Source organism: Streptomyces sp. NPDC101776, from assembly GCF_044766845.1.
GTDB lineage: Bacteria > Actinomycetota > Actinomycetes > Streptomycetales > Streptomycetaceae > Streptomyces.
On the sequence record NZ_JBIWMV010000023.1, the window covers coordinates 58270 to 84115 of the forward strand.

Consider the following 25846-nt stretch of genomic DNA (forward strand, 5'->3'; position numbering starts at 1 on the left):
CGCTTGGCCTCCGGGTACCAAACGGCACAGGTCCTTTGGTCACAGCGCCAGTTCCCCCTTGACGTACATCTGCCGGAGCGCCCCCGGGCTGCCGTCCGGCTCGGCGAGAGGCCTGGCCTCCAGCACGTCGGCAAACCGCCTGATCTCCAGAGCGAGCCGCACCTCAAGTTGATCCACCACGTCGGATGAGCCCAGCAGTTCCTCGGCCCGCTTGACTCGGTAGGCGACGGTGTTCCGGGCGACGCCGAGCTGGGCGGCCGTGGTCTTCAGGCTGCGCCCGGACGCCAGATAGCAGCGCAGGGTGTCGCGCAACTGCCCCGACCAGTCGTCCGCCGCGCCCAGCGGGCCCAAGGTCTCGTCCATGTACCAGCGGGCGTGCTCGGCGTCCGCGGTCAGCAGGCACGCGGTGCGTACGTCCCCGTAGTCGCACACGCCGCCCTCAGCGGGCATGGTCTCGGCGATCCGTGCGGCGCGCCGCGCGCCGAGGTGGCTGCGCCGCATGCCGGCCGAACCGTACGAAGGTGGGCCCGCCGCGGCCCGCCAGCCGGTCGGCAGTCCGGGCGGCCATGACAGTCCGGACGACGGCCAGGCACCGAAACCGATCCATACCCAGACCGTCCTGGCATGACCGCCCACCCGCAGCAGCGATTCACCGCCACAGGCTGCCAGCAGGTCGGCTGCCAGCAGGTCCGCGGTCGTCGTCCCGGTGTCCGCGGCGCCTTCACGCCACAGGATCAGAGCCACGTGGTAACGGTCCAGCGCGTAGTCCAGCATGCGCTCGGCCGTCACCGGATCAGGATGCTCACCCGCGACGATCGCCTCGACCGTCCGCCACCGTGCGCCCTCCTCGCTCACCTCCCACCGGTCGCGCTCGGCGACGTACACCTCCGCCAGCTCACCCGTGAGCCGGTCCACCTGCTCGAACAGCGCCTCCGTGATTTTCGCGGGCATCTCACCGTCCGGCGCGCCGTCGCGCAGGGCCCGGTGCAGGAACGCGTGCCCCACCCGGATCCCGCGCAGCATCCGGTCCAGCGGGATCCCCCGGTGCACGCAGTCCCGGATGGTGTCCACCCCGTCAGCGGGTACGGCGTACGCAGCCTCCTGGCCGTCCACGAGGGCGCACAGGCAGGTCAGCACCATCGCCTCGACCCCCCGGCGCAGCGTCTCGAACGGAGCCGGGCCGGACGGATCCTCGGGCACGTTGCTGATGATGTGCTGCGTGACGCCCTCGGCGGTGGCGATCGCCCACCGCAACGGACCGTCCCCCAGGAGAGTGCCGGCCAAGGCGAGGGTGGCCGGGTCGCAGCACGGTTCCACCGACCGTGAACTGTCCAGATCCGAGATCCACGAGAATTCCATTACCCAACTTCACCACCGGCCGGACCGCGAAGCGAACGTGTTCAGTGCAATCCCGTCCCTGGACTTTGGGCCGGCAGACCAAGCGGGACGACCGGGCAGGGCCATGAAATCGGCGTACGCAGCACCCATTCCAGGAGGTATCCCGTGTCTGTTTCAGGCGTTCCCGGCGACTTCCCGCTGCAGTACAGCCCGGCCATCGACGCCGGCCTGGTCCAGCGCGCCCGTGACCTCGGCCCGCTGATCGCGGCGGGCACGGCGGAGGCCGAGCGGGAACGGCGACTGCCCGAGGCGACCGTCACCGCGCTCGCCGAGGCGGGGCTCTTCAAGCTGACCGTGCCGCTCCGCTACGGCGGCCACCAGGCCGACTTCGCCACCTTCCTGGCCGTCAACGCCGAGATCGCCCGGGCCTGCGGCTCCACCGCCTGGGTGTCCAGCCTGACCAACATCTGCAACTGGGCCGCCGGCCTCGGCCCCGACCGGCTCCGCGACGAGGTATTCGGCACCGACCCCGACGCCCGGCTCTGCGGCGTCCTGGCGCCCAGCGGCACCGCCGTACGCACCGGCGACGGCGCCTACCTGGTCAACGGCTCCTGGGGCTTCGCCTCCGGCTGCCTGCACGCCACCTGGGCATTGGTGGGCGTGCAGGTCGCCGACGACAGCGGCCAGGTTACCGAGTTCGGCAACGTCCTGATCCCGATGGACCAGATCACGATCAAGGACACCTGGCACGTCACCGGGATGCGCGGCAGCGGCAGCAACACCCTCATCGCCCGGGACGTCCTCGTCCCCGCTCACCGCTACACCCCGCTCGCCATCGGCGGCGACCAGCCCGACAACCACCCCGGCGAGCCGCTGTACCGTTCCTCCCTCGTTCCCGCCCTCACACTGATCCTGGCCGGCCCCCAGCTCGGCCTCGCCCGCGCGGCCCTCGACCACACCCTGGCGACCATCGGCAAACGCGGCATCTCTTACACGTTCTACGAGCAGGCGGTCCAGGCGCCCTCCACTCAGTTCCTCGTCGCCGAGGCCGTCGAACTGATCGACACCGCCGCACTGCACGTCTTCCGCTCAGCGGCTCAGATCGACCAGGCAGCTGCCGAAGGCCGCGCCATGGACGTCACAGAACGGCTGCGCGTCCGCATGGACACCGGCTACGCCATCACCCGCTGCCGCCAGGCCATCGACCTGCTCCTCGACGCCAACGGCGCCTCCAGTTTCGCCGAGTCCAACCCTCTCCAGCGCATCTGGCGCGACTCCGCCACCGCCGCCCGTCACGCCATCGCCAGTCCCGGCATCAGCGCCGAAGCCTACGGACGCGCCCTGCTCGGCATCCAGGAACAGATGACACCCGTCATCTGACACCCCTGTTCAGAATGCAGGAGGCCCGATGAGCGATCGCATCGACGTGCGCCAGTACATGCTGCCGCACCTTCTTGAGTGCGTCCCTTGAGCGCACAACTCTGGGACTGCGCGGGCGGGGGCATGCATACAACTACCAGGAAATGAAACTGCCCGACTGGAGCCCGCAGACCGCGCTGGACTACGGGGATTGGAGCGGCATCACGACCGGCGTCCCATCCATCAGCGCCCCCGGCGCCCATCTGGGCGACGATGCCGAAGCCTGTGCCATGGCCCGCCACCAGACCTTGGCCCTGGTCGACAACATCTCGCCCGTCGCAGCCCGCCCTGGCCGTCCACGCCGCCGCCCTGAGGCGCCGCTCGGCGACAAGGGCTACGACTCCAACTCCAACCGCGAACAACTGCGGAAGCGCCGAATCCTGCCGGTCATCTCCCGCAAGGGGCCTCCGACCTCAAGGGCCTGGGCAAGCTCCGCTACGTCGTGGAGCAGGCCTTCGCTCTGCTCCACCAGTTCAGACGTCTCGCCGCCCGCGGGGAACGCCGCACCGAACTCCACGACGCCTTCGTCTCATTGGCCTGCGGCCTCATCTGCTGGAGGGGGCTGAAGAGGCACCGATGATGAGCTTTCAGCTACAACCCACACCACTTACACGGTGTCATCCGTCAGATGGACCACCTCGTGATCATCTCGGAAGGCCAGGGCCAGCGCCGGGAACGCCCTGGTCGGCGGCCTAACCTCGATATACCCCTGGCCAAGAGAACGCAGGTCGTTAAAGCGGTCCGCCAGATCCTTCGCCTCGGAACGCCTCTCATCCGGATGGAAGAGTCCCGATTCCGGTGACGTCGCCGCCGATACCACGCTCATCGAGCCCCCTTCCTCACACAGCCCATTGCCCACGATCCAGGGCCACGCACCCACGCTCCACCACGACTACTGGGACTGGGTCGCATGATCGTGCTACGAGCTCTTCGGGTTGAGCCTGCGAACACCTTCCCCAACGGCACGGGAGCCACGGAAGCCCAGGGGTCGCTGCCCCTGAGCTTCGGATCCACTCAATGCGTGGCGTCGGCGTGCTCCTCGTCGCGGTCGGCTTCCCCCGCCACCGGCTCCTGGTGGTGCTTGCCGACGGACCGGCGGCCGGGCAGGACCAGCAGGACGATCACGGTTCCGGCGGCCATGATGATCCCGCCGATGAGGCTGGTGTGGGCGATGGCGTGGGCGAAGGACTCGTGGACCGCGCCGACCAGGGTCTGGGCCTGCTGGGGTCCGCCGCCCGGCTCCTTCGCGACCTGTTCGGCGACGGCGAGACCGCCGCCCACCGAGTCCTTGGCGGTGTCCATCGCGGCGGCCGGGAGATGACCGCCGATCAGGTCGGTCAGCTTGTCCTTGTAGGACGTGGCGAGGAGCGAACCGAGGATGGCGATGCCCAGGGAGGCACCGAGTTCCAGCGCGGTGTCGTTGGCCCCGCCGCCGACGCCCAGCTCCGACTCCGGGAACGAGCCCATGATGGTGTCCGTGGCCGGTGAGACGCTCAGACCGATCGCGAAGCCGAGCAGCAGCAGCGGGGCCAGGAAGTCGGCGTAGGTCGAGCCCGACTCGATCCGCGTGAGCAGAAGGGCGCCCGTGGTCCCGAGCACCATGCCCGCCCCCACCACCAGCTTCGCGCCCAGCTTCGGGGCGATTCGCCCGGTCACCGCGGCGCCGAGGAACACGGCTCCGGCCAGCGGCACCAGCCGTATGCCGGTGTCGAGCGCGTTGTAGCCGAGGACGAACTGCAGGAACTGGGTGGAGTAGTAGATCGAGCCGAAGGTGCCGAAGAAGAAGAACAGCACCGCGAGCATGGAACCGCTGAAGGGACGCTCCCTGAACTTGCGTACGTTCAGCATGGGGTGGGGGTGGCGCAGTTCCCAGGCGACGAAGGCCGGCAGGCCGACGCCGGCGACCACGGCCGCGGTGATCGGGCCGGTGCCCCAGCCGAAGTGGGGGCCCTCGATGGTCGCGTAGACCAGACTGCCGACGGTGACGATCGACAGCAGACCGCCCACATAGTCGATGCCGCCCATCTTCTCCGCCTTCGACGGCGGTACCAGGAGCAGCGCTCCGACGACGCCGAGGACCGCGAGGGGGACGTTCATCAGGAAGGTCGAGCCCCAGGCGTGGCTCTCCAGCAGCCAACCGGCGGACAGCGGACCGGCGGCGATGGCGAGTCCGGAGGTGGCGCTCCAGGCCGTGATGGCCTTGGCGCGCTCCGCCCTCGGGAAGATCGCGACGAGCAGGGAGAGGGTGGCCGGCATGACGACGGCGGCGCCCACGCCCATGATCGCGCGAGCGATGATGACCAGTCCGGTCTCGTCGACCAGACTGCCCATCACCGAGCCGGCGGCGAAGATCAGCAGACCCAGGATCAACGCGCCGCGACGGCTGTATTTGTCGCCGATCGAGCCCAGCAACAGCATCAGTGCGGCGTACGGGACGGTGTAGCCGTCGATGACCCACTGCAGGTCGCTGCTGGACAGGCCGAGGTCCTTCGTCATGTCCGGCGCGGCGACGATCAGCGACGTGTTCGCCATGACGACGATCAGCAGACTCAGGCACAGCACCAGCAAGGCCCACCATCGCCGCGCATAGGGCTCCGCCATCTTCTCGATGGGCGTGTTGACCAAGAGCGGCATCGGGACCTCCTCAGACGAAGCGGCAAATTCAAAGGGGATGGGTCGGCAGGTGCGGTGCAAGTGACCGCGACATCACAGACGGGGCACTTAATTGCCCATCAATGTGCAGTCTAGTTTATTGCTCATAGATGTGCAAGTATGCAGATGCCCTCTCACCCTCGACCGTAGGTCTGACATGACTGGACCGCATATCACAGGCGACGAAGACCGCCGGCCACAGCTCACGCGGGCCCGCATCCTCGAAGCGGCGAGGCAGGAACTCGGCCGTGATCCCGACAGCAGCCTCAGCCACATCGCTGGGGCGGCCGGAGTGGCACGTCGCACCGTCTACGGTCACTTCGCCGGCCGATCCGCGCTGATCGAGGGGCTGGTCGCGGACGCCACGGAGGCGCTGCGACGCGCACTGGTGGCCGTGAAAGTCTCCGATCCCGACGCCGTCGCGGCCATGGCACGCTTCGTCCTGGCCCTCTGGCCCGTCGGCGACCGGTACCGCACTCTGCTGAGGCTCTCGCCCCAGGACCTGGGGACGGAACGCGTGAACGAACTCCTCGCCCCGGCCCGCGACATGGCGACCGCGATCATCACCCGGGGGCAGCGCCAAGGTGTCTTCCAGAGCAACGTCCCGCCCGGGCCACTGAGCCGGGCTGTCGAAGGACACCTGCTGGCACTCCTGGAGTGTGTGAACGCGGGGACCTGGCGCGACGACGGCACGCGCTCCGCGACGGCAGCCCTGATCGCGGTGGGGGCGGACGGTGACCTCGCGGTCGCACGGGTCCGTCAGCAACGGGAAGTCTCGTTCGAAACCGGCTCACCGGCTGGTTCGCACCACCGTTGATCACTCCCCGGGAGGAAGACCATGTACCGGTCCCAGCACGGCGAAGAACCCATGAGTGAGACTCGTCGCAGCGATGGGGCCGCGTGCTCGCCGGCCCCCTGGAGGCGGCGCAGGATCATCGCCGCGGCGTCCCTGACGGCGTTGCTGGTGGGCGCCGTCGCCGTCGACCGTGTTGCCGCGGCCCGCGCGGAGAGCTGTACGGCGAAGGCGTTCCAGGAGGGCTTGGAGACCCCGGAGCAGCCTGCGGTGCACGTCAGTGGTTTTCCTGTACTGACACAGCTGGCCGAGGGCAGCCTGCGACACGTCGACATCACCGCATATGACATCCCGGCAAGTGGAACGAGCAGGCCGCTACCGGTGACAAAGCTGACCGTCGGCCTGGACGGGCTGAGGACTTCGGGGAGCGCCGACGAGGCTCACGCGCGCAGCGTCGAGGCGATCGCGTTCCTGTCGTACGAGGACATGTCGAACGCGCTGGGCCTGGACGTCTCGCCGGGAGACGCGCCGGGCCGGGTCGACGTGAAGGTCCGCCTGCCGCTCGGCGGCGAGGTGACCGTGAGCGCCGCCGTATCGGCGGCGAGCGGGAACCGTATCGCCTTCACCGACGCCCGGGTCACCCAGGGTGAACTGACACCTCCCGCGAAGGCGTTGGTCGACACGGCACTACGAGAACCCGTCCCCCTGCAGAACGTCCCCGAGGGACTGCACCTGAGGTCGGTTGCCGCCACGGAGGACGGAGTGAACGCACGCTTCACGGGTGAAGGGGTCACCTCCGCCCGAGTTCGTCGTCCGCGTGATGCCCCCGGGAGGTGCCGCCGTGGAGTCAGCCGTCGGCGGTTTCGGCGCGCATCTCCGACGCCACGTCGTCCACGATCTCGGTCGCCGACCGTTCGGCCACGCCCGCCGCGACCAGTGTGGCGACAGCGGTGCGCGTCCCGTCGTCCTCCCAGGTTCCCTTGTTGACGCTCTCCAGCAGGGAGAGCGTCAGGGCTTCCAGGGCGGCGCTGAGCACCGGCGCCGGCAGGTGGTCGTGAAACGCCCCCTCCGTCTGCCCTCGCTCAAGGATGGCCGTCGCCTCGTCGCGGGCCGGGGCGAGGATCTCGGACACGCGTGCCGTGCCCAGGTCCTGGCGGGCGAGCGCGAGGAGCAGCCGGTAGCGGTCTCCGACGGGCCAGATCGACAGGACGAAGCGGGCCAGGGCACGTTGGGGCGTCTCCTCGGTCCCGGGCGCGTGGGCAGCGGTGCCGCGCAGGGCCTCGGACGCCTCGTCGGCGAGAGCGTCCACGAGAGCCGCCCGCCCCGGGAAATGCCCGAAGAGCGTACGACGGACCACACCGGCGGCCCTCGCGATCTCCTCCAGGGTCACGTCGGGGTTCCGGCCCAGCTCCTGCCGGGCGGTGGCGAGGATACGGGCCCGGTTGGAACGCGAATTGCTTCGCAGCGGTTCGCGGACGACAGGTTTCGGCACAGCGGTCGGTCCCTTGTCAGTCGATGTCGGGCAGTGGGCGCCGGGACACGTCATGGGCGTCCTCCGGCGGGACGCCGAGCATCCGCAGCAGCATCTCGGCCAGGTTCGAGGCCGCCTCGTCGCCGTCGAGATCCGGGCGGGCGAACCGCAGTTCCACCAGCGCCAGCAGGGAGCCGCCCAGAGCGGTCAGGGCGACGGTCGGGTCCCCCGTGGTGAAACGGCCGGAGGCGATGCCGGCCTCCAGGTCCCGCACGGCGCGCGGGGCCAGGCCCGAGTGGGAGTGGATGTGGCCGAGGCCGCGGTGGCGCAGGACCTGCATGAGTTCCGGTCGGGAGTCAGCCAGGCGCGCACTGAGGCGGAGGCCCGCCGCGACGAGTTCCGCCGGGTCGTCCACGTCCCGCAGGTGCTCGTCGAAGGTCTGGCCGAGCTCTTCCAGGGCGTCCACGACGGCCGCGTCGAACAGCTCCGTCTTCGATTCGAAGTGGTTGTAGAAGGAGCCGAAGCCCACGTCGGCGCGTTCGGCGATCGCCTGGATGCTGGCGCTGGTGTCGCCGGTCTCGGCAAGGATCTGCCGGGCCGCGCGGACGAGCGCCTGACGGGTCTCTGCGCGGCGCCGTTCGAAGCGGTTACGGGGCGGGGCTGATGTCGGCATACGCGCGAGTCTACCTGCGAGAACCCTTGCACCACAGATCTGATGAAGCAATCAGTGCATATCTGATGCAATTATCACTGATACCCGCCCTCGCTATTGACGATCCATGAGTCAAGGTTGATGATTTCCTCATTACGGCAATGTTGCTTGGAGGACACCATGTCCGAAACTCGCGTCAACGCAGTCGGTGACCACGACGTCAGGACGGCCCATCAGGACCTCCACAGTGAGCAAGGCGCCCTGCGCGGCGAGCACTCCGGACGGTCCCGCAACCCGGTGATCAAGGTCGCCGACCTGGCCTGGCTGGAGTTCGAGAAGCCCGACCTGGACCGGGCCGAGGTGTTCGCCCGGGACTTCGGCTTCCAGGTCGCCGCCCGCACGGAGCGGGACCTGTGGCTGCGTGGCACCTTCGCCGGCTCACCGTGCATGGTGATCCGCAAGGGACGTGCCAGCCGCTTCATCGGCCCGGCGTTCCGCGCGGCCGAGCACGCCGACCTGGACCGGCTGGCGCGCGTCACCGGAAACGCGGTGCGGGAGGCCGATGTCCCGGGCGGCGGCCGGACGGTCGACCTGCTCGCCCCGTCCGGTTTGCCCGTACGCGTCGTGCACTGCGGCGAGGAACTACCCGCCCTGCCCGAACAGCAGCCGCAGCTCCTCAACTTCGGCACGGATCACCGCCGCGTCAACGCGACGCAGCGTCCACCGCGGGAGCCGTCGCGCGTCCAGCGGCTCGGGCACATAGTGCTGGAGACCCGCGTTTTCCGAAGGGCTCTGGACTGGTACCTGGACACGCTCGGCATGATCGTCAGCGACTTCCACTTCCTGGACGGTCAGCGCGACCGAGGTCCGGTGATGGCGTTCATCCGCTGCGACCTGGGAAGCGAGCCGGCCGATCACCACACGCTGGCCCTGCATCTCGGCCCCGGCAACGGCTACGTCCACTCCGCCTACCAGGTCACCGACCTCGACGCGATCGCCGCAGGCGGGGAGTACCTCGGCGAGCGTGGCTACGAGCGCAGCTGGGGGATCGGCCGGCACGTCAAGGGCAGCCAGTTGTTCGACTACTGGCGTGACCCGGACCGCTTCCTGCTGGAGCACTTCGCCGACGGCGACCTGTTCCCCTGCGACGTCGAGCCCGGCTGGTCGCCCATGTCGGCCAGCGGACTCGCCCAGTGGGGGCCGCCCGCCTCCCGCGACTTCCTCGGTACGAATCCGTCCCCCGCCAAGCTCCGCGAGGTCATGCACGCCCTGCGCGGCGACAACGAACTCGACCCGGCGCGGCTGCTGGGCCTGCTGAAAGCGATGAACTCATGAGCACCGACGTCCTGCGCACCGCCGACGGCTGGTGGGTGGTGCGCGACGCGCGCGCCGTCCGCATCGACACCAAGGCCGTCACCACCGCCGAGCTACTGGCCGACCGGGCCGCCGTAGCGGAGGCCGCCGACTCGGGCGAGGCGGGCACGCCCGTGGCCGACCTGGTCGCCCTGTCCCCTGTCACCACCCCCTGCCGGGTGGTCGCCCAGATGGTCAACTACCGCAGCCACGCCCGCGACTCGGGCTTCACCGGCGACATCCCGCCCGCCTTCTTCCGCAAGGCGTCCGGCTCGGTCAGCGGCCCGCAGGAGAGCATCGTCCGCCCGCCGCACGTGAGATTCCTCGACTACGAGATCGAGCTCGGCCTGGTCATGGGCGCGCCCCTTCCGGTCGGCACCGTCGTGGAGGAGCGGGACCTTCCCTCCTACGTCGCCGGTCTCGTGCTCACCAACGACGTCAGCGCGCGCGACGTCCAGCTGACCAAGACGCAGTTCTACGAGAGCAAGTCCTACCCGACCTTCACACCCACCGGCCCCTACCTGACCCTGCTGGAGCCCGAGGACTTCGCCCACCTCCTCGACCTGCGGCTGAAGCTGTCCGTCAACGGTGACCTGCGCCAGGACCGCACCCTCGCCGACATGATCGTCCGCCCGGCACAGGCGCTGACGCTGCTCGCCCGCTTCCAGACCCTGGCCCCCGGCGACCTGCTGCTGACCGGCACTCCCGGCGGCACGGCTCTGAAGGCTCCACCGAAGGCCGTGGAGAAGATCGGCGCGCTCCTGCCGCCCGCGCTGAAGTGGAAGGTGTTCTTCAAGAACCAGGCCAAGAACCCGCGCTACCTGCACCAGGGCGACCTGATCACCGCGACGATCGCCACGCCGGACGGGCGGATCGACCTGGGTGAGCAGCGCACCCCCGTCACCGACGCGACATGACCGACGCGAACCGATCCCCGAAGTGAGCCGCACATGACCGCCGACCAGGCCACCGGACCACGGGACTTCGCACCCCGCCCGGGACACGTACCCGTGGTGATCGTCGGAGCCGGACCCGTGGGCGTGACCGCCGCCCTCCTGCTGGCCCGGCGTGGCGTGAGGACCCTCGTCCTCGAACGCCATCACGACGTCTACCCCCTGCCCCGCGCCGTCGCCACCGACGACGAGGTGCGCCGCATCCTCCAGGCCGCGGGTGTGCAGGAGGAGTTCACCGCGATCGCGCGCCCCGCGCGGGGGCTGCGGCTGCTGGACGCCCGGCACCGGGTGATGGCCGAGTTCCCGCGCGCCGCACAGGGGGCCCACGGCTTCCCGCAGACCAGCATGTTCGACCAGCCCGAGCTGGAACGGGTGCTCCGCGACGCCCTCGGCCGCACCCCGGAGTGCGAGCTGCGCGGCGGCGTGGAAGTCACCGGCGTGGAACAGGACGGCGACGGTCCGGCCCGGGTGGCCTACCGCGACGACGAGGGCGAACACATCGTGCGGGCGGACGCCGTCCTCGGCTGCGACGGTGCGAACAGCCTCACCCGCGACGCCATCGGTGCCATGTGGGAGGACCTGCGCTTCGAGGAACGCTGGACGGTCATCGACGTGCGCACCAGCCTCCCGGTCCGCTGCTGGGAGGGTGTCGAGCAGATCTGCGACCCGCACCGGCCGGCCACCTTCATGCGCGTCAGTGAGGACCGCTACCGCTGGGAGTTCCGGCTGCCGGACGACTCGGAACCGGACCACGAGCGGCTGCGGGAGCTGACCGCCCCCTGGGTGGACCTCGCGCCCGGTGCCGACTTCGAACTGGTGCGGCAGGCGCAGTACACCTTCCGGGCCCGTATCGCGGACCGCTGGAGCAACGGCCGGGTCTTCCTCCTCGGCGACGCCGCGCACCAGACCCCGCCCTTCATCGGGCAGGGTCTGTGCGCCGGCCTGCGCGACGCCTACAACCTCTCCTGGAAGCTCGCCCGCGTCCTCCGACAGGGCGCCGCTGAACGGCTGTTGGAGACGTACGAAAGCGAACGCAAGCCGCACGCCCGCCATTTGATACGGCTCGCGGTCGCCATGGGCTGGGCCATGACCGGCGGCCAGGACGGCGCCGCGGCCGTCCGCCGCGGCGTCCTGAGCGCCGCGTGCCGCGTCCCCGGTCTCAGTACGGCGGCCGCACGCGACCTCAGCCCCACCCTGGCCGCGGGGCCGCTCGTCCGCCGTCGGCCCCGCCGGGGCGGCCGCGGTCTCGCGGGCACCTTCTGCCCCCAGCCGTGGGTGACTGTCGACGGACGGCGCTCCCGCCTCGACGACCTGCTCGGCGACTCCTTCACCATGCTGACCGCCGTGCCCTCGCCCTCGCTGCGGGCGGTCGCCGACGGCCTCGGTGCCCGGACCGTCTCCGTGGCCGGCCTCGGCGACGACGGCCGCCTCGCCGCATGGCTGCGCGAGGGGCGGGCGGACGCCGTACTGCTGCGACCGGACCGGATCGTGATGGACGTCGTCCCGCCCGGCGGCCACGACTTCACGGACACGGCCGGCTGGGCATCCCTGCTGCACACCACCCGAAGCCCCCGTCCTTCCCAACGGATCATTGGGAAAAGCCTGTTGAGGAGCATGACGTGACGACCACGCCGTATCCGACCCCCTTCTTCACCCCCGATCCGCAGGCCGCGACCGCCAGCCGCATCGTGGACTTCGGCCGCTGGGCCTCCCAGCGCTGGGAGGTCGACGCCGACCTCACCGACTACGCCGCACTGCATCGCTGGTCGGTCACCGACCTGGAGGGCTTCTGGGGCGCGGTGTGGGAGTACTTCGACATCGAGGCGTACGCCCCGTACGAACGGGTGCTGGGCGAAGAGGCCATGCCCGGCGCCCGGTGGTTCGAGGGCGCCACCCTCAACTACGCCCACCACGCCCTGCGCAACCTCGCGGACGACGAGGTGGCGATCGTCGCCCTCGACGAGACCGGCTCGGCATACGAGATCACCGGGGAGCGACTGCGCGCCCAGGTCGCCTCCGTCGCCGCGACCCTGCGCGACCTCGGCGTGGGCATGGGCGACCGGGTCGTCGGCTACCTGCCCAACACCCCGCACGCCATAGTGGCGTTCCTCGCCGCGGCCGGCCTCGGAGCCGTCTGGTCGGTGTGCGGCCAGGACTACGCTCCCAAGGCCGCCGCCGACCGCTTCGCGCAGCTAGAACCCACCGTCCTGATCGCCGCGGACGGCTACCTGTTCAACGGCACCGCCTATGACCGCCGCGACGCCACCCTCGAACTGGCCACCGCACTGCCTACGTTGAAGGCCACCGTACTGGTCGACCACGTCGGCCTGCCCTGGCCCTCGCGGAACTACCCCTCGCTGGTCATGCCATGGGAGGACGCCGCCACCCGCACCGAGCAACTGGCGTGCACACCCGTGCCGTTCGACCACCCCCTGTGGGTCGTCTTCTCCTCCGGCACCACCGGTCTACCCAAAGGCATCGTCCACGGCCACGGCGGCGTCCTCATCGAGCACCTCAAGACCCTCGGCCTGCACTCCGACCTCGGCCCCGGCGACCGACTGCTCTGGTACACCACCACCCACTGGATGATGTGGAACCTGGTCGCCTCCACCCTCCTGACCGGCGCGACCACCTGCACCTACGACGGCAGCCCCGCCCCGCTCACCCGCCCCGACCTCCTGTGGGAACTCGCCGCCCGCCACCGCGTCACCGTCTTCGGCACCAGCCCCCAATACCTGCTGGGTATGGCCAAGTTCGGCATCGACCCGTCCGTGCACGACCTGTCGTCGATCCGCGTCGTCGGCTGCACCGGCTCCGCACTGCCGGCCTCCGCCTACCCGTGGGTCCGCGACCACGTCGGCGGTCATGTCCTGCTCGCCTCCATCAGCGGCGGCACCGACATCGTCTCCGGCTTCGCCGGGAGCGCACCCAACACCCCTGTCTGGGCAGGGGAGTTGTCGGCCCCGCACCTGGGTGCGGCACTCGCCGCGTACGACGCCGAGGGCCAGCCGGTGGTCAACCAGGTCGGCGAGCTGGTCGTCACCCGCCCCATGCCGTCGATGCCGCTGTCCTTCTGGAACGACCCCGACGGCACCCGCTACCACGACGCCTACTTCTCCGCGTACCCCGGTGTGTGGCGGCACGGCGACTGGATCACCCGCACCTCCCACGGCTCGGTGATCGTCCACGGCCGCTCCGACAGCACGCTGAACCGCAACGGCGTACGGCTCGGCAGCGCCGACATCCACGACGTCGTGGAGCGCCTCGCGGAGATCACCGAGGCGCTGGTCATCGGCGCGGAGGAACCGGACGGCGGCTACTGGATGCCCTTGTTCGTGGTTCCCGCCGCCGGCGTGACCCTCGATGAAGCACTGCGCGACCGCATCCGGGAGGCCATCCGCACCGGCGCCTCACCCCGCCACGTCCCGGACGAGATCATCGAGGTCCCGGCCATCCCGCACACCCGCACCGGCAAGAAACTCGAGGTCCCGGTCAAACGACTGCTCCAGGGCGCCGCCGTCGAGCAGGTCGTCAACCCTGCTGCGTTGGACGCTCCGGAACTCATCGACTACTACGCCCGTCTCGGCGCCGAACGCCGCAGCGGAAAGGCCTCGGCGTGAGAGCGGCGCAGATCACCACCGCGGTCGTCCTGGCCCTGATCCTCCTTCCGTTGGGCGTGGCGAAGATCGCCGCCCTGCCAGTCATGCGCCAGGCGGCGGCGCACTTCAACATGTCGCCGGGCTTCTACCGCATCGTCGGCGTCCTGGAGGTGGCCGGCGTCGCCGGGCTGTTGCTGGGACTGACCGCGCCCACTCTCGGCATCACCGCCGGGACCGGGCTGGCACTGCTGATGGCCGGAGCCGCCGCCGTCCACCTGCGCCACGGCGACCCGCCCGTACGGGCTCTGCCGGCCGCCGTGCTGGCCCTGGCAGCGGCGGCATACGTCGCTCTGTCGGCGACCCTTTGACCACGGGACCGCCACACACGGTCCCTTCCCACGCTCAAGGCCACCCCGCCGGATCCGTGACGGGGTGGCCTTGAGGCGTTGGCTGTCTCCCGGTTCAGGTGGGAAGCTCCTTGATGTCCGTCGGCTCCTGCCGTTCGACGCCGTTGAGGCGGTGGCGGAAGTCGCTTCATGGGCGAGGGCGGCATGATCCACCACGGGCGACCTTGACCGCGTGTGAGCGGAGATCGATTGTCTGGCGACGTCGCAGCTGTGCCGGCGTTCCTCGCCGGAACGAGCGAGAGATGGCGGTGGGGCGCCGGTATCGCGTCGCGTCAGCTCGTCAAACGGAAGGTGTCGTCGCTGCGCCCCATCGCGGTGCTGATCGGGTCGAGCCGCAGCTGGAAGACGTAGTGCCGGATGTAGCGGTCCGGGTGGTTGTACGACTGGAACGGCGGCCATGCGGAGTCGGCGAGCCCGGCGACCTGGCGGAAGGTGGCGTCCTCGGCGAACGCTGTGGTGCCGTCGTTGTGGATGAGCTGGAAGTCGAATCCGGAGTGCCGTAGGAAGTACCCGGGGAAGTTCACCGACTCGAAGGAGACGGTGCCGGGGCCCGCCAGGCCGGGCCTCATCCGGAACTGGGCGTCCTGGTCGGGGCTGACGTTCGGGTCGATGCGCACGTCGAAGTTGGTGTGCCGCACGTAGCGGTCCTGGTAGTTGAACGACTGGAGCCGGTCGGTTTCCGGGACAGCCATTTTCAGACGCGGGAAGCAGCCCGGGTCGGCATGCTGTCCGACGGTCGACCGTCCGGTACTCGTTGGCTTTTCGACTACGGCGAACTCGACCTGGTGGCCATGCTCAGCTACCGCGTCGACCTGGCCCGCGAGTTCGTGCGACGCGAGCTCGGCACGCTGGCAGGGTCCCGGTGAGTCCGCCGCCACGGTACGGACCACGCTCAAGTGCTACCGGGCCGAGGAGCGCAGCCTCAGCAGCGCGGCCGAGCGCCTGCACGTCGCACGCAACACGGTCGCCTGCCGGGTGCAGCGGGCGGAACAGCTGCGCGGGAGGGAGATCAGCGTGCGGCGCATGCAGCTCCAGGCCGCCTTGACGTTGGTCGAGGAGCTCGGCGAGGCGGTCCTCCATCCGGAATCGAAGCCGTCCTCGGGCAGTCATGACCGGGCTTCCTGGCCCGCAAGGTGGCTGGAGTGCAAGCCGGGCGCATGTGTTTGCACTGCGGTCCAAGCGACGGCACGGTGCCGCGGGGCTTCATGGAGGGGTCCGTTCCGATCCCCGACGCCGCTGACTCGGTACGTCTGCCCTTGCCATGAGCCCAGGAGCCCGTGATGCCGGCTGCCACGAACAACCCGACCCGCCTTCCGGCCGAGGCGCTCGCATCCGTCGAGCGGCGTGTCCTGTGGCTCTCGTCCGCCATGGTCGACCACGCCGACAACATGTGCGAGAACCCCTCGGGCCTGAGGTCGGAGGTCACCAGGCATAGAGCGCGTCGATGGTCTCGGTCATGACCGCACTGTGGTTCCAGCACCTCCGGCCGCAGGACCGCGTCGCGGTCAAACCCCCCGCCTCACCGGTGCTGCACGCGATCAATTACCTTCTCGGCGGTCTCGACGCCAGGTACCTCACGACGCTGCGTGAGTTCGGCGGCCCGCAAAGCTACCCCAGCCGTACCAAGGACCCCGATCCGGCCGACTACTCGACCGGATCGGTCGGCATCGAGGCGACGGCACCGGTCTGGGGCGCGCTGGCACGACGCTATGCCCTGGTCACGGTGCTCGACGGGCATCCGCACACCCTGGCCTTCCTCGCCGGAGTGCAAGGCGTTCCCGCTGCGCACCTCGGTGTCAGCCGGTTCGGGCAGTCGGGCGACCTGGCGAGCGTGTACCGCCACCACCGCATCGACGAGCCGGCGATCGTGTGCGCCGCCCTGGACCTCGTCGACTGAAGCCGACCGACCCGGCCCAGCCCCAAACCCCCACTTCCGCAAGGCAGTTCCACCACCACCCCGGAGGCTCGCCCATGGTCACCCATCTGGCCCATTACCGCTCCGACGGCGGCGACAACAGGTGGGGTGTCGTCGTCGACGGTGGGCTCTCGCCTCTGAGCGACACCTACCGCACCACCACGGAACTCATCCGGCACGGCACCGACGATTGGCGAGCCGCGAGCCGCCGGCCGGCAGTCCTCCACCTGGACGACGTGGAACTGCTGTCCCCGGTGACGCGGCCCTGCCGGGTGATCTGCCAGGGAACCAACTACCGTCAGCACGCGATCGACTCCGGGATGAACCCCGACGCCCGCGCGTTCAACCTCTTCTTCGACAAGACCGACGCCTCCCTCACCGGCCCGCACGCGTCTGTCGTACGGCCGAGCCACGTACGCCTCCTCGACCACGAGATCGAACTCGCCCTGGTCATGCGCAAGGAGGTCACCGAGCCTGAGGAAGTCACGGACCAGAACCTTCACGAGTACGTGTTCGGCGTGACGATCGCCAACGATCTCTCCGCCCGCGACGTCCAACTGCCCCAGGGCCAGTACCTCAAGGGCAAGAGCTACCGCGGCTTCTGCCCCGTGGGTCCCTTCCTCGCCGTACCGGAACCCCACGAGTTCCCCCTCCTCGACGAACTCGGCCTGCGTCTCGAGGTCAACGGACAGCTCCGCCAGCAGGACAGCACCGCCAACCTGCTCCACCGCCCCGCCGAGACCCTCACGGAGCTGACCACCTTCTGCGACCTCAGCCCCGGTGACCTCCTCCTCACCGGCACCCCCCACGGCTGCGCGGCGACAACACCTCCCGCCCTGGTGCGACGGCTCGCCACCGCCCTGCTGCCCGAGGACAAGCTGTGGGCCCTGTTCGTCCGACTGAACCTGAAGAAGCCCTACCTCACGCCGGGTGATGTCATCACCGCGGCCATCCACAACGCCGACCGGTCCATCGACCTGGGCATCCAGCGCACCACCGTCACCACGCCCTGAGCGGCCCCGTGGAAGGACAGCACATGCAGCACACGAACCCCGACACCGCGGCCGGCCAGGGATCACCGTCCGCGGACGCCGTCGCTCCCGACTTCCTGGCCCACTGGGTCGTCAAGACCGCCCGCAGCAAGGAGATGACCGCCTGGTACGGGACCGTCTTCGGAGCGCACGTCGTCCACGAGGACAAGCAGATCGCCTTCCTGACATGGGACGAGGAGAGCCACCGCCTGGCCCTCGTCAAGGTCCCTCGCCTCCTTCGATACGTCTTCCCCCTGGCCCGGTTCCGCCGGAAGATCTACGGAATCGACCACCTCGCCTTCACCTTCCGGTCGTTGGAGCGGCTGCTGTCGAACTATGACCGCCTCAGGAAGGCCGGAGTGCTGCCGGTGTGGGCGATCAACCACGGCCCCACGACCTCCCTCTACTACGAGGACCCCGACGGCATCCGGCTGGAGTTCCAGACCGAGAACTTCCCCACGTCCCAAGAGACCGCGGACCACTTCGGCAGCACCGCCTTCGCCGACAATTCCATCGGCACCGAGATCGATGCCGGCTATCTGCTCGAACGGCTCAGGAGCGGTGCGTCCCCAGCGGACCTGCTGAAGCCCGGCGCCGGCACCCGCCCGGGCACGACCCCGCGGGCCAACAAGCGGGCGATCACGTGGAAGACGCTCTGAGCCGTGTCCATCGAACCGACTGAAGCGACCGACACGACCGGCCCGACAGAGACGACTGACCGACCGAGCCAGTCGTCATCGTCGGAGCGGGAGCGACAGGTTGCACCCTCACTCTCCTGCTCGCCCGCCACGGCATACCCGGCACCGTCGTCGAACGGCGAACGAACCCCCTGCTGCATCCCGCGGCACATGTCGTCAACGCGCGCTCCTTCGAGATCTGGCACCAGGCATCACCGAAACCGGCACAGGAGATCACTGAGCTGGACCCACCCGTCGAGACGGTCAACATCATCCGCCGGAACTGCCGGCTCACCGACGAACCCTGGGCGAGATCGACCTCCTCGAAGACTCCGCACAGCTTGCGCACGTACGCACCCACAGCCCGTTCCTCTCTCCCACATCGGACAGCACCTCCTGATGCCCGTGCTGCGGAAGGCCCTGGAACGGGAACCCCTCGTGGACTTCCGGCGCGGCACCACGGTCCGTGACACGGAGGACGTGACCGCGAGATTCGTCGTAGCCGCCGACGGCGCCAACAGTGCCCCCGCCCTTCACCCGGAGGGCACAGACACACCCCTGCTCGATCTACGAACCGAACCTCTGCGGCGTCCTGATCGCCCACGCAGACGGCGACTACGTGCTCATGACCGCCGGTGAGGGCGCACCGCGCCAGCACATGGACCTCGACGCACAGCAGCGCGTCTACCGCCACGCGCTCGACCACCTCGCCGACCGCGATGCCATCGACACCGACCGGCTGGGCGTCGTCGGCACCAGCATGTCCGGCGGTCACGCACTGGCCCTGGCCTCGACCGATGCCCGGATACGCTCCACCGTCGCACTCGTCCCCTTCACCGGCCTGGATCTCTCGGCCTACCCCGCCGAGCTTCTCTCCGTGGTCGAGGAGGCCGCCAAGAATCTCGCCGCGGGCGAGGAGCCCCTGATGATCGCCAGCGTGGGTCACCCCGGCGACGGCGCCTGGGACTGGATGGAGCGGATGACTGCCGACACGCCCAGCTACCGCAACGAGGTCACCCTCGCCGCCCTGTGGAACCTCGCCAACCACCGTCCCGCCGACAAGCTTCAGGCATCAGCACGCCGGTACACGCGATCCTGGCCGCAAACGATGCCACTACCGACTTCCAGTGACCGTTGCCGCCATCCCACCTGGATGGGTGGCGGTCCTGCCGGCCTGCACGATGAGACTGCGGGCGACCGATCCAGCACATCGCGGCGGAAGCCGGTGTCCCCCGCCGCTGTCCGGCCAAGCGGTACGCCCTCCGGCGCGCGCACGGCGAGAACGGCCTGCTCGACCAATCCTCCCCGCCCGCCCAATGCCCGACTCACCGCCGACCTGCAGCGGCAGCACGGCATCACCGTGACCCCGGCCACGGTGCACCCCGTCTCGTTCGGCGCGGACTGAACCGGCTGTGCGAGGTCGGCCGCTACGAACACGAGCGTCCTGGCCACGTTGCCCACGGCGACAACAAAAAGCTCGGATACATCCCCGCGGTAGCGCCCTGTCGTGCGAGGACGTCGTCCACGCCGACCGCGTACGGACCGCCCGTGCGACCGGCCTCATCACCCGTCGCCTCGGACACGGCTGCATGATCTCGGCGCCAGGAAGTGGCCACCCGCTTGACAGCAATCCATATCGGCAACACTGTAACCGTTATGAGTATCTGGTCTGAACCCCAATCCGACTCACTGTTCGTGGACGTCGATGGTCTGCGGGTCCACTACAAACGCGCCGGGCACGGACCGGCGGTCGTGCTGTTGCACGGCAGTGCCTCGTCCCTGCACCACTTCGAGGGCGTGGCATCCCGGCTGTCGGCGTCCTACGACGTCATCCGCCCCGATCTGCCGGGATGGGGTCTCACCGGGCCGCGCGCCGACCGCAACTACCGCGTGCCCACGTACGCGGCCACGGTCGCCCGGTTCCTGGAGGCCCTGGGTGTTCGCCGCAGTGTCGTGGTGGGCAACTCCCTGGGCGGCAACATCGGGTGGAACCTCACGGTGGACCGTCCGGAGCGGGTCAGCGCTTTGGTGCTCGTCAACGCCACCGGTTACCCGGAGAAGTCGCTCCCGACAGGCATGCGACTGGCCCGCAACCCACTGTTGCGCCCCCTCCTGCGCCGGGCGATGCCGCGTCGCGTGATCGAGCGGAACCTGCGCTCGGCCGTCGGCCCGAACCCCCGCATCGCCGAAGAGTCGATGGCGCAGATGGTGGAGCGGTCGTACCAGCTGATGAGCCGGCCCGGGAACCGGTCGGCCTTCGTCGACTTCGTCAACACCGACCAGCCCGACCGCAGTGCGGAGATCTCCGGTATCGCGGTGCCGACCCTGGTGCTGCGCAGCGCGGGCATCGACGGCCAGCACTTCGCCAGGGACATCCCCGGCGCCCGGGAGTTGGTCCATCCGGAAGGCGGCCATCTGTTGCCCGAAGAGGATCCGCACTGGGTCGGCGGCGCCATCGCCACGTTCCTCGACTCCCACTCCGACAGCACCCGGCAGCGGCAAGGAGGCCGACCATGAGGTACTTCGTAGCCACCGACGAGGACCGCCGTCTCGACCCGGTCTCGCGGCAGAGCCTGCGCGGCAGCTTCATCGAGCTGTCCGTCGGTGTCACGCACTACGAGCTGGCAGGACCCGAGGCCGGCGACGTCGTCCTGCTGGCCGGCAGTCTCACGGTTCCGCTCTTCTACTGGGACCGCTTGGCTGCGGAACTGCAGGCCCGGGGGCTACGCACCCTGGCCTGCAGCGCGTACGGGCGCGGCTACTCGGACCGGGTGCGGGCGACGTACGACGAGACGCTCTTCGTCCGCCAGCTCTTCGAGCTCAAGGACAGGCTCGGCATCAGGCAGCCGGTACATCTCGTCGGCACCTCCATCGGCGGCCTCGTCGCGATGCGGTACGCCGCGCGGTACCGGGAGTCCCTGATGACCCTGACCATCGCGGGACCCGCGGGGCTCATCCCCAAGAAGGTACCGACGCACCGGCTGTTCACCAGTGACCTGCTGACCGGGGTCATCGCGCGCCGGTTCGGGCGCCGGCTGCTGGAGGGACACCTGGGCCACAACGTGCGTGATCCCCAGCGGCAGGCAGAGCTGACCGCGATGGTTCTCGACGCCTACCGCTACGAAGGCTCGCTGTACGCGTTCTTCGACACGCTCCAGCATGTGCCGTTGTCCGGCCGCGCCGAGCTGTTCGGGCGCGCGGGCGAACTGGGCATCCCGACGCTGCTGCTCTGGGGCGCCGACGACAACGTCACGCCCATCGACCAACTCGACACCGCGCGAGCTCTGTTGAAGCCGCAGCAGTGCCACGTCATCGACTGCGGCCGCATGGCCCCCTACGAACGACCCCGCGAAGTCGCCGAGCACATCGTCTCGTTCACGGCGGCCCACGCGAAAAGGCAGGACTCATGAACCAGCACAAGACCCTCGACGTCCTGGTCATCGGCGCCGGTCCGACCGGGACCACCCTGGCGGTCGACCTCGCCCGGCGCGGCCTGGACATCCGTGTCGTCAACAAGTCGGACCACGTCTTCGACGGTTCACGGGCCAAGGGCGTCCAGCCCCGCACCCTGGAGGTGCTGGAGGACCTCGGAGCACTCGACTCGGTCCTCGCGAGCGGCAGTCCCTATCCGCTGCTCGGGATCCACGCCGGCCCGCTGGCGGTTCCGTGGCGGATGATGCGCAACCGGCAGCCGAGCACGGACGTTCCGTACCCCAACACGTGGCTGATCCCCCAGTACAGCACCGACCGCGCTCTGCACGACCGCCTCGAACAGCTCGGCCACCACGTCGAGTTCGCGACGGAACTCGTCGAACTGACCCAGGACAGCGACCTTGTCACCGCCAAGGTGGCGGGCGCCGACGGCACCGAGGAGATCACAGCTCGTTACGTCGTCGGCGCCGACGGCGGTTCGAGCACCGTCCGCAAGCAGCTCGGCATCGACTTCACCGGGTCGACGGACGAACAGGACCGGATGATCATCGTGGACGCCATCACCACGGGCCTGTCCCGGGACCGGTGGCACATGTGGCCCCGCCTCGGAGGCAGGTTCGCCGGCGCCTGTCCGCTGCCCCACAGCGACATCTTCCAGTGGATGATCCGGCTGGCGGCCGACGAGGAGCCCGTGCTCGACGAGGCGCGGCTCAACGAACGGATCCGCTCGATCACCGGCAACAAGCGCATCACGCTGAACGACATCCGGTGGACATCGGTGTTCCGGCCCAACATCCGCCTCGCCGAGAGGTACCGCCAAGGGCGCGTCTTCATCGCAGGCGACGCCGCCCACGTACACACCCCGGCCGGCGCCCAGGGGCTGAACACCGGCATCCAGGACGCCTACAACCTCGGCTGGAAGCTCGCCCAGGTCCTGGCCGGCACCGACCCCGCACTCCTTGACACCTACGAGAGCGAACGGATGCCGATCGCGGCCGAGGTGCTCGGCCTGTCCACGAAGAACTACGCCGGCATGACCAAGCTCGACCCGTCGAGCCTCAAGCGCGGCAAGGACGAACAGCAGCTCGCCCTCACCTACTTCGGCGGCCCCCTCGCCCCCGCCCACAGCGACCGCACCACGACCCTTCGCGTCGGCGACCGGGCGCCGGACGCCGTGCTGAGCGGCGGCGACGGCAAGCACGTCAGGTTGTTCGACGTCCTGCGCGGACCGCACTTCACCGCCCTCGCCCACGGCCGGCGAGCCGTCCACGCCCTCGATCAGCTCGAATGGCCCGCATCCGGCGCGCCGTTGCAGCGGATCGCCGTCGGCTCCGCCGCCGTGCGCGCCGACCACGTCCTCGCCGACCCCGCGGGAACACTCGGCTCGGTCCACGGCCTCACCCAGGACACTCTGCTGCTCGTGCGCCCCGACGGCTACATCGGACACATCGCGACCGAAGACATCCTCTTGAGCACCCGCACCGCCATCCAGGCCGTAACGCCCTCCGCAGGAGCGGCACCGTGTCAGGAGCCTCCCGGTATGAAGGGCATCGCATGAACCGCACACTGCTGCGCGGCGCGCGGGTCGTCACCATGGCGCCCGGCCGCCCCGACGCCGAACGTGCCGACATCCTCATCGACGGCGACCGCATCGCGGTGGTCGGCCAGGACCTGGACGCATCCGACGCCGAATCCGTCGACCTCACCGGACGCGTGATCATCCCCGGCCTGGTCAACGCCCACCTGCACACCTGGCAGACGGGGTTGCGTGCCGTGGGCGCCGACTGGACGCTCATGGAGTACCTCACCCACCTGCACGGGGGCGCCGTCCGGCACTACCGGCCCGACGACATGTACGTCAGCAATCTCGCCGGCGCGCTGAACCAGCTCAACTGCGGTACCACCACCCTCGGCGACTGGTGCCACAACAGCGTGACGCCCGAGCACGCCGACGCCGCCGTCGAAGGGCTCGTACAGGTCGGCATCCGGGCCGTCTTCCTGCACGGCACCCCCTACCGGGACCCGGATCTCCCCCATCCGCTCGCCGAGATCGACCGCCTGCTGGACGGACCCGCCGGCGATCACCCCCTCCTCACGCTCGGCATGGCCGTCCAGGGACCGCAGTACTCCTCCCCCGACACCGCGGTGGCCGACTTCAGAGCCGCGGCCGAACGCGGTCTCGTCACCTCCCTCCACCAGAGCGGCGGGGACCTCGCGCCCGGTTGGGACGCCGTACGCGACGCCGGACTGTTCGGCCCCCGCACCAACGTGGTGCACGGCTCCGACCTGCCCGACGGCTGGGTCAAGAGGCTCGTCGAGTCCGGCGTCACCTTCACCAGCACACCGGAGAACGAACTCGGCCAGGGCCACGGCACCCCCGTCACCGGCGCCCTGCTGCGCCACGGCGCGGCCCCCTCGCTCGGCACCGACGTCGACACCGTCGTCCCCGGCCAGGTCCTCACCGCCGCCCGCGTCGCCCTCGCCCACCAGCGGGGCCTCGATCACGCCCGCCACCGGCAGAGCACCGGCACACATGCCACCACGCCGTCGGTCACCGCCAAGCAGGCGCTGGCATGGGCCACCGTCGAAGGAGCGAAGGCACTCGGCCTCGCCGATCGGGTCGGCCGCATCGAGCCGGGTATGCAGGCCGACCTCGTCGCCGTCGACACCCGTGCCCTCAACCTCTGGCCCGCCCACAACCCGGTCGCCGCGGTCCTGCACGCCGACATCGCGAACATCGAAGCGGTGATGGTGGCCGGCCGCTGGCGCAAGCGCGACCATGCCCTGCTCCATCCCGGCCTCGACAAGATCAAGGACCGGCTCCTGGAGTCGGGCGAACGACTCCTCCGTGCGATGGACACGGCGTGAGGCCTCGTAGTCGGCTCCCCGCGTCCCCCGGACAGCCACGCCTGGACGAACGTCCGCGCCGACCCTCCGTACCGCGAGGTACGGCGTTCTGGCTGGTGGCCCTGGCCTTCGCCGTGATCATGCTGGGCACCACCCTGCCGACCCCTCTGTACGTGCTCTACCAGCACCGCATGGGCTTCTCGACCCTCATGAGCACAGTGATCTTCGCCGCGTACGCGGTGGGGGTCCTGACCGCGCTGGTGCTGTTCGGGCGGGTCTCGGACGTCCTCGGACGGCGGCGCACGCTGCTGCCCGGCCTCGCCTGCGCCGTACTCAGCGCACTGGTGTTCCTGAGCGCGGACAACCTGCCCCTGCTGATCGCCGGACGCGTCCTGTCGGGCCTGTCCGCGGGCGTCTTCACCGGGACCGCGACCGCCACACTGGTCGACCTGGCCGACCAGGACGCGGGGGAACGCGCCACGCTGGTGGCCACGGTGGCGAACATGGGCGGCCTTGGTGCGGGGCCGCTACTGTCCGGCCTGCTCGCCCAACTCGCCCCCGCTCCCCTGCGGTTGCCGTTCGAGGTGCACCTCGGCATGCTCGCCGTGGTCACGGCCGGGGTATGGCTGATGCCGGAACCGGTGGAGGTCACCGGGCGGCCGCGGCTTCGCATGACCCGCCCGAGGGTGCCCGAGCAGGTGCGTGCCACCTTCCTACGGGCCTCCATCGCCGGATTCGCGGGCTTCGCGGTGCTCGGGCTGTTCACGGCGGTCGCACCGTCGTTCCTCGGGCGGCTGCTCCACCTGCAGGATCCCGCGCTGTCGGGCGCCGTGGTCTGCACGGTGTTCGCCGCCTCGGCCATCGGCCAGATCACCCTCGTACGACCACTGGGCCGAGCCGCCCTGCCCGTGGGGTGCAGTCTGCTGATGGCAGGCATGGCCCTACTGATCGCGAGCCTCGCCGTCGGATCGCTGGTACTCCTGCTGGGCGCAGCCGTGACGGCCGGCCTCGGCCAAGGGGTGAGCTTTCGCGCGGGGTTGGGCGCGATCAATGCCGAAGCGCCCGGTGGGCAGCGGGCGGAGGTCGCCTCGACCTACTTCACCGTGCTCTACGTCGCCATCTCCGTGCCCGTGGTGGGCGTCGGGCTGGCGGCCGACGTGGTGGGGCTCCGGGCGGCCGGCATCGGCTTCGGCCTGGCGGTGGCCCTGTTGGCCGTGAGTGCGCTGGTGGCTGTGCACCGGGGCCTCCGTGAGCGGCGAACCGACGCTCTGACGTAGAAACGGCCACCCGGCGCCGTTGCCGGCGAC

At 69.9% G+C, this 25846-nt stretch carries 23 protein-coding genes and 4 pseudogenes; 20 read left to right on the forward strand and 7 right to left on the reverse strand.

Annotation, left to right across the window (positions count from 1 at the left end; genetic code table 11):
• Window positions 1–39 precede the first annotated feature (39 nt).
• Entirely contained in the window at window positions 40–1359 is a 1320-nt protein-coding gene (locus ACIRRY_RS43460; protein WP_403984421.1) for a PucR family transcriptional regulator, read from the reverse strand.
• 144 nt (window positions 1360–1503) lie between these two features.
• Between ACIRRY_RS43460 and ACIRRY_RS43465 the strand changes: the two genes are divergently transcribed.
• Window positions 1504–2718 (forward strand): acyl-CoA dehydrogenase family protein, encoded by a 1215-nt coding sequence (locus ACIRRY_RS43465; protein ID WP_403984423.1) that lies wholly within the window; start codon window positions 1504–1506, stop codon window positions 2716–2718.
• Between the two features lie 373 nt (window positions 2719–3091).
• Here the strand turns inward: ACIRRY_RS43465 and ACIRRY_RS43470 are convergent, their stop codons facing one another.
• From ACIRRY_RS43470 to ACIRRY_RS43480, 3 genes are all read right to left on the reverse strand, one after another.
• The gene (locus tag ACIRRY_RS43470; protein ID WP_403984425.1) at window positions 3092–3274 is read right to left on the reverse strand and encodes a hypothetical protein; all 183 of its coding nucleotides are present in this window, start codon (window positions 3272–3274) and stop codon (window positions 3092–3094) included.
• Window positions 3275–3364: 90 nt separating this feature from the next.
• A complete protein-coding gene (locus ACIRRY_RS43475) occupies window positions 3365–3583 on the reverse strand; it encodes a hypothetical protein (protein ID WP_403984427.1) in 219 nt (72 codons plus the stop codon).
• A gap of 188 nt (window positions 3584–3771) precedes the next feature.
• Entirely contained in the window at window positions 3772–5391 is a 1620-nt protein-coding gene (locus tag ACIRRY_RS43480) for an MFS transporter (RefSeq protein ID WP_403984429.1), read from the reverse strand.
• 175 nt (window positions 5392–5566) lie between these two features.
• Between ACIRRY_RS43480 and ACIRRY_RS43485 the strand changes: the two genes are divergently transcribed.
• Both ACIRRY_RS43485 and ACIRRY_RS43490 read left to right on the forward strand, forming a co-directional pair.
• Window positions 5567–6226 carry a TetR/AcrR family transcriptional regulator gene (locus ACIRRY_RS43485; protein ID WP_403984431.1) on the forward strand — a complete coding sequence of 220 codons (660 nt, stop codon included), beginning with the start codon at window positions 5567–5569 and terminating at the stop codon, window positions 6224–6226.
• A gap of 51 nt (window positions 6227–6277) precedes the next feature.
• A pseudogene (locus tag ACIRRY_RS43490) lies at window positions 6278–6916 on the forward strand (DUF2993 domain-containing protein); the annotation flags it as partial.
• 133 nt (window positions 6917–7049) lie between these two features.
• Here ACIRRY_RS43490 and ACIRRY_RS43495 read toward each other — a convergent pair.
• Together ACIRRY_RS43495 and ACIRRY_RS43500 are read right to left on the reverse strand one after the other, a co-directional pair.
• Window positions 7050–7694: a TetR/AcrR family transcriptional regulator gene (locus tag ACIRRY_RS43495; RefSeq protein ID WP_403984433.1), complete on the reverse strand. Its 645-nt coding sequence runs from the start codon at window positions 7692–7694 to the stop codon at window positions 7050–7052.
• Window positions 7695–7710: 16 nt separating this feature from the next.
• Window positions 7711–8346: a TetR/AcrR family transcriptional regulator gene (locus tag ACIRRY_RS43500; RefSeq protein WP_403594958.1), complete on the reverse strand. Its 636-nt coding sequence runs from the start codon at window positions 8344–8346 to the stop codon at window positions 7711–7713.
• A gap of 159 nt (window positions 8347–8505) precedes the next feature.
• Between ACIRRY_RS43500 and ACIRRY_RS43505 the strand changes: the two genes are divergently transcribed.
• Genes ACIRRY_RS43505 through ACIRRY_RS43525 form a run of 5 tightly spaced genes read left to right on the forward strand, consistent with a single transcriptional unit; the run spans window position 8506 to window position 14598 of the window.
• Window positions 8506–9660: a VOC family protein gene (locus ACIRRY_RS43505; protein ID WP_403984435.1), complete on the forward strand. Its 1155-nt coding sequence runs from the start codon at window positions 8506–8508 to the stop codon at window positions 9658–9660.
• On the forward strand, window positions 9657–10595 hold the full coding sequence (locus ACIRRY_RS43510; RefSeq protein ID WP_403984437.1) for a fumarylacetoacetate hydrolase family protein: 939 nt from the start codon (window positions 9657–9659) through the stop codon (window positions 10593–10595). The genes ACIRRY_RS43505 and ACIRRY_RS43510 overlap by 4 nt, the downstream gene beginning before the upstream one ends.
• Before the next feature lie 33 nt (window positions 10596–10628).
• Window positions 10629–12254 carry a bifunctional 3-(3-hydroxy-phenyl)propionate/3-hydroxycinnamic acid hydroxylase gene (locus ACIRRY_RS43515; RefSeq protein ID WP_403984439.1) on the forward strand — a complete coding sequence of 542 codons (1626 nt, stop codon included), beginning with the start codon at window positions 10629–10631 and terminating at the stop codon, window positions 12252–12254.
• Window positions 12251–14251, forward strand: a complete 2001-nt coding sequence (locus tag ACIRRY_RS43520) for an acetoacetate--CoA ligase (RefSeq protein WP_403984441.1) — start codon at window positions 12251–12253, stop codon at window positions 14249–14251. Before ACIRRY_RS43515 ends, ACIRRY_RS43520 begins: the two co-directional genes overlap by 4 nt.
• Window positions 14248–14598: a DoxX family protein gene (locus ACIRRY_RS43525; protein WP_403984443.1), complete on the forward strand. Its 351-nt coding sequence runs from the start codon at window positions 14248–14250 to the stop codon at window positions 14596–14598. Before ACIRRY_RS43520 ends, ACIRRY_RS43525 begins: the two co-directional genes overlap by 4 nt.
• 311 nt (window positions 14599–14909) lie before the next feature.
• On the opposite strand, the pseudogene ACIRRY_RS43530 reads toward ACIRRY_RS43525, so the two are convergent.
• Window positions 14910–15311: pseudogene (locus ACIRRY_RS43530) on the reverse strand (AbfB domain-containing protein); the annotation flags it as partial.
• Between the two features lie 48 nt (window positions 15312–15359).
• On the opposite strand from ACIRRY_RS43530, the gene ACIRRY_RS43535 reads away from it, so the two are divergent.
• The 12 genes and pseudogenes from ACIRRY_RS43535 (at window position 15360) to ACIRRY_RS43590 (ending at window position 25816) form a co-directional block, all read left to right on the forward strand.
• Window positions 15360–15503: a hypothetical protein gene (locus ACIRRY_RS43535; RefSeq protein ID WP_403984599.1), complete on the forward strand. Its 144-nt coding sequence runs from the start codon at window positions 15360–15362 to the stop codon at window positions 15501–15503.
• Between the two features lie 31 nt (window positions 15504–15534).
• Window positions 15535–15918 (forward strand): annotated as a pseudogene (locus ACIRRY_RS43540) (helix-turn-helix domain-containing protein); the annotation flags it as partial.
• Window positions 15918–16348, forward strand: a pseudogene (locus ACIRRY_RS43545) (pyruvate dehydrogenase); the annotation flags it as partial. The pseudogenes ACIRRY_RS43540 and ACIRRY_RS43545, both read left to right, overlap by 1 nt.
• A 260-nt stretch (window positions 16349–16608) precedes the next feature.
• Window positions 16609–17565 carry a fumarylacetoacetate hydrolase family protein gene (locus tag ACIRRY_RS43550; RefSeq protein WP_403984445.1) on the forward strand — a complete coding sequence of 319 codons (957 nt, stop codon included), beginning with the start codon at window positions 16609–16611 and terminating at the stop codon, window positions 17563–17565.
• A 23-nt stretch (window positions 17566–17588) separates the two neighbouring features.
• Complete coding sequence (locus ACIRRY_RS43555; protein WP_403984447.1) at window positions 17589–18242, forward strand: VOC family protein; 654 nt, start codon at window positions 17589–17591, stop codon at window positions 18240–18242.
• A 77-nt stretch (window positions 18243–18319) separates the two neighbouring features.
• A complete protein-coding gene (locus ACIRRY_RS43560) occupies window positions 18320–18730 on the forward strand; it encodes an FAD-dependent monooxygenase (RefSeq protein WP_403984595.1) in 411 nt (136 codons plus the stop codon).
• 50 nt (window positions 18731–18780) lie between these two features.
• Complete coding sequence (locus ACIRRY_RS43565; protein WP_403984449.1) at window positions 18781–19665, forward strand: hypothetical protein; 885 nt, start codon at window positions 18781–18783, stop codon at window positions 19663–19665.
• Window positions 19666–19916: 251 nt separating this feature from the next.
• Window positions 19917–20777 (forward strand): alpha/beta fold hydrolase, encoded by an 861-nt coding sequence (locus tag ACIRRY_RS43570; protein ID WP_403984451.1) that lies wholly within the window; start codon window positions 19917–19919, stop codon window positions 20775–20777.
• Window positions 20774–21670: an alpha/beta fold hydrolase gene (locus ACIRRY_RS43575; protein WP_403984453.1), complete on the forward strand. Its 897-nt coding sequence runs from the start codon at window positions 20774–20776 to the stop codon at window positions 21668–21670. Before ACIRRY_RS43570 ends, ACIRRY_RS43575 begins: the two co-directional genes overlap by 4 nt.
• Complete coding sequence (locus ACIRRY_RS43580) at window positions 21667–23250, forward strand: FAD-dependent oxidoreductase (protein WP_403984455.1); 1584 nt, start codon at window positions 21667–21669, stop codon at window positions 23248–23250. Before ACIRRY_RS43575 ends, ACIRRY_RS43580 begins: the two co-directional genes overlap by 4 nt.
• Entirely contained in the window at window positions 23247–24560 is a 1314-nt protein-coding gene (locus ACIRRY_RS43585) for an amidohydrolase family protein (RefSeq protein ID WP_403984457.1), read from the forward strand. Before ACIRRY_RS43580 ends, ACIRRY_RS43585 begins: the two co-directional genes overlap by 4 nt.
• Window positions 24557–25816: an MFS transporter gene (locus tag ACIRRY_RS43590; RefSeq protein ID WP_403984459.1), complete on the forward strand. Its 1260-nt coding sequence runs from the start codon at window positions 24557–24559 to the stop codon at window positions 25814–25816. The genes ACIRRY_RS43585 and ACIRRY_RS43590 overlap by 4 nt, the downstream gene beginning before the upstream one ends.
• The last annotated feature ends 30 nt before the right edge of the window (window positions 25817–25846 follow it).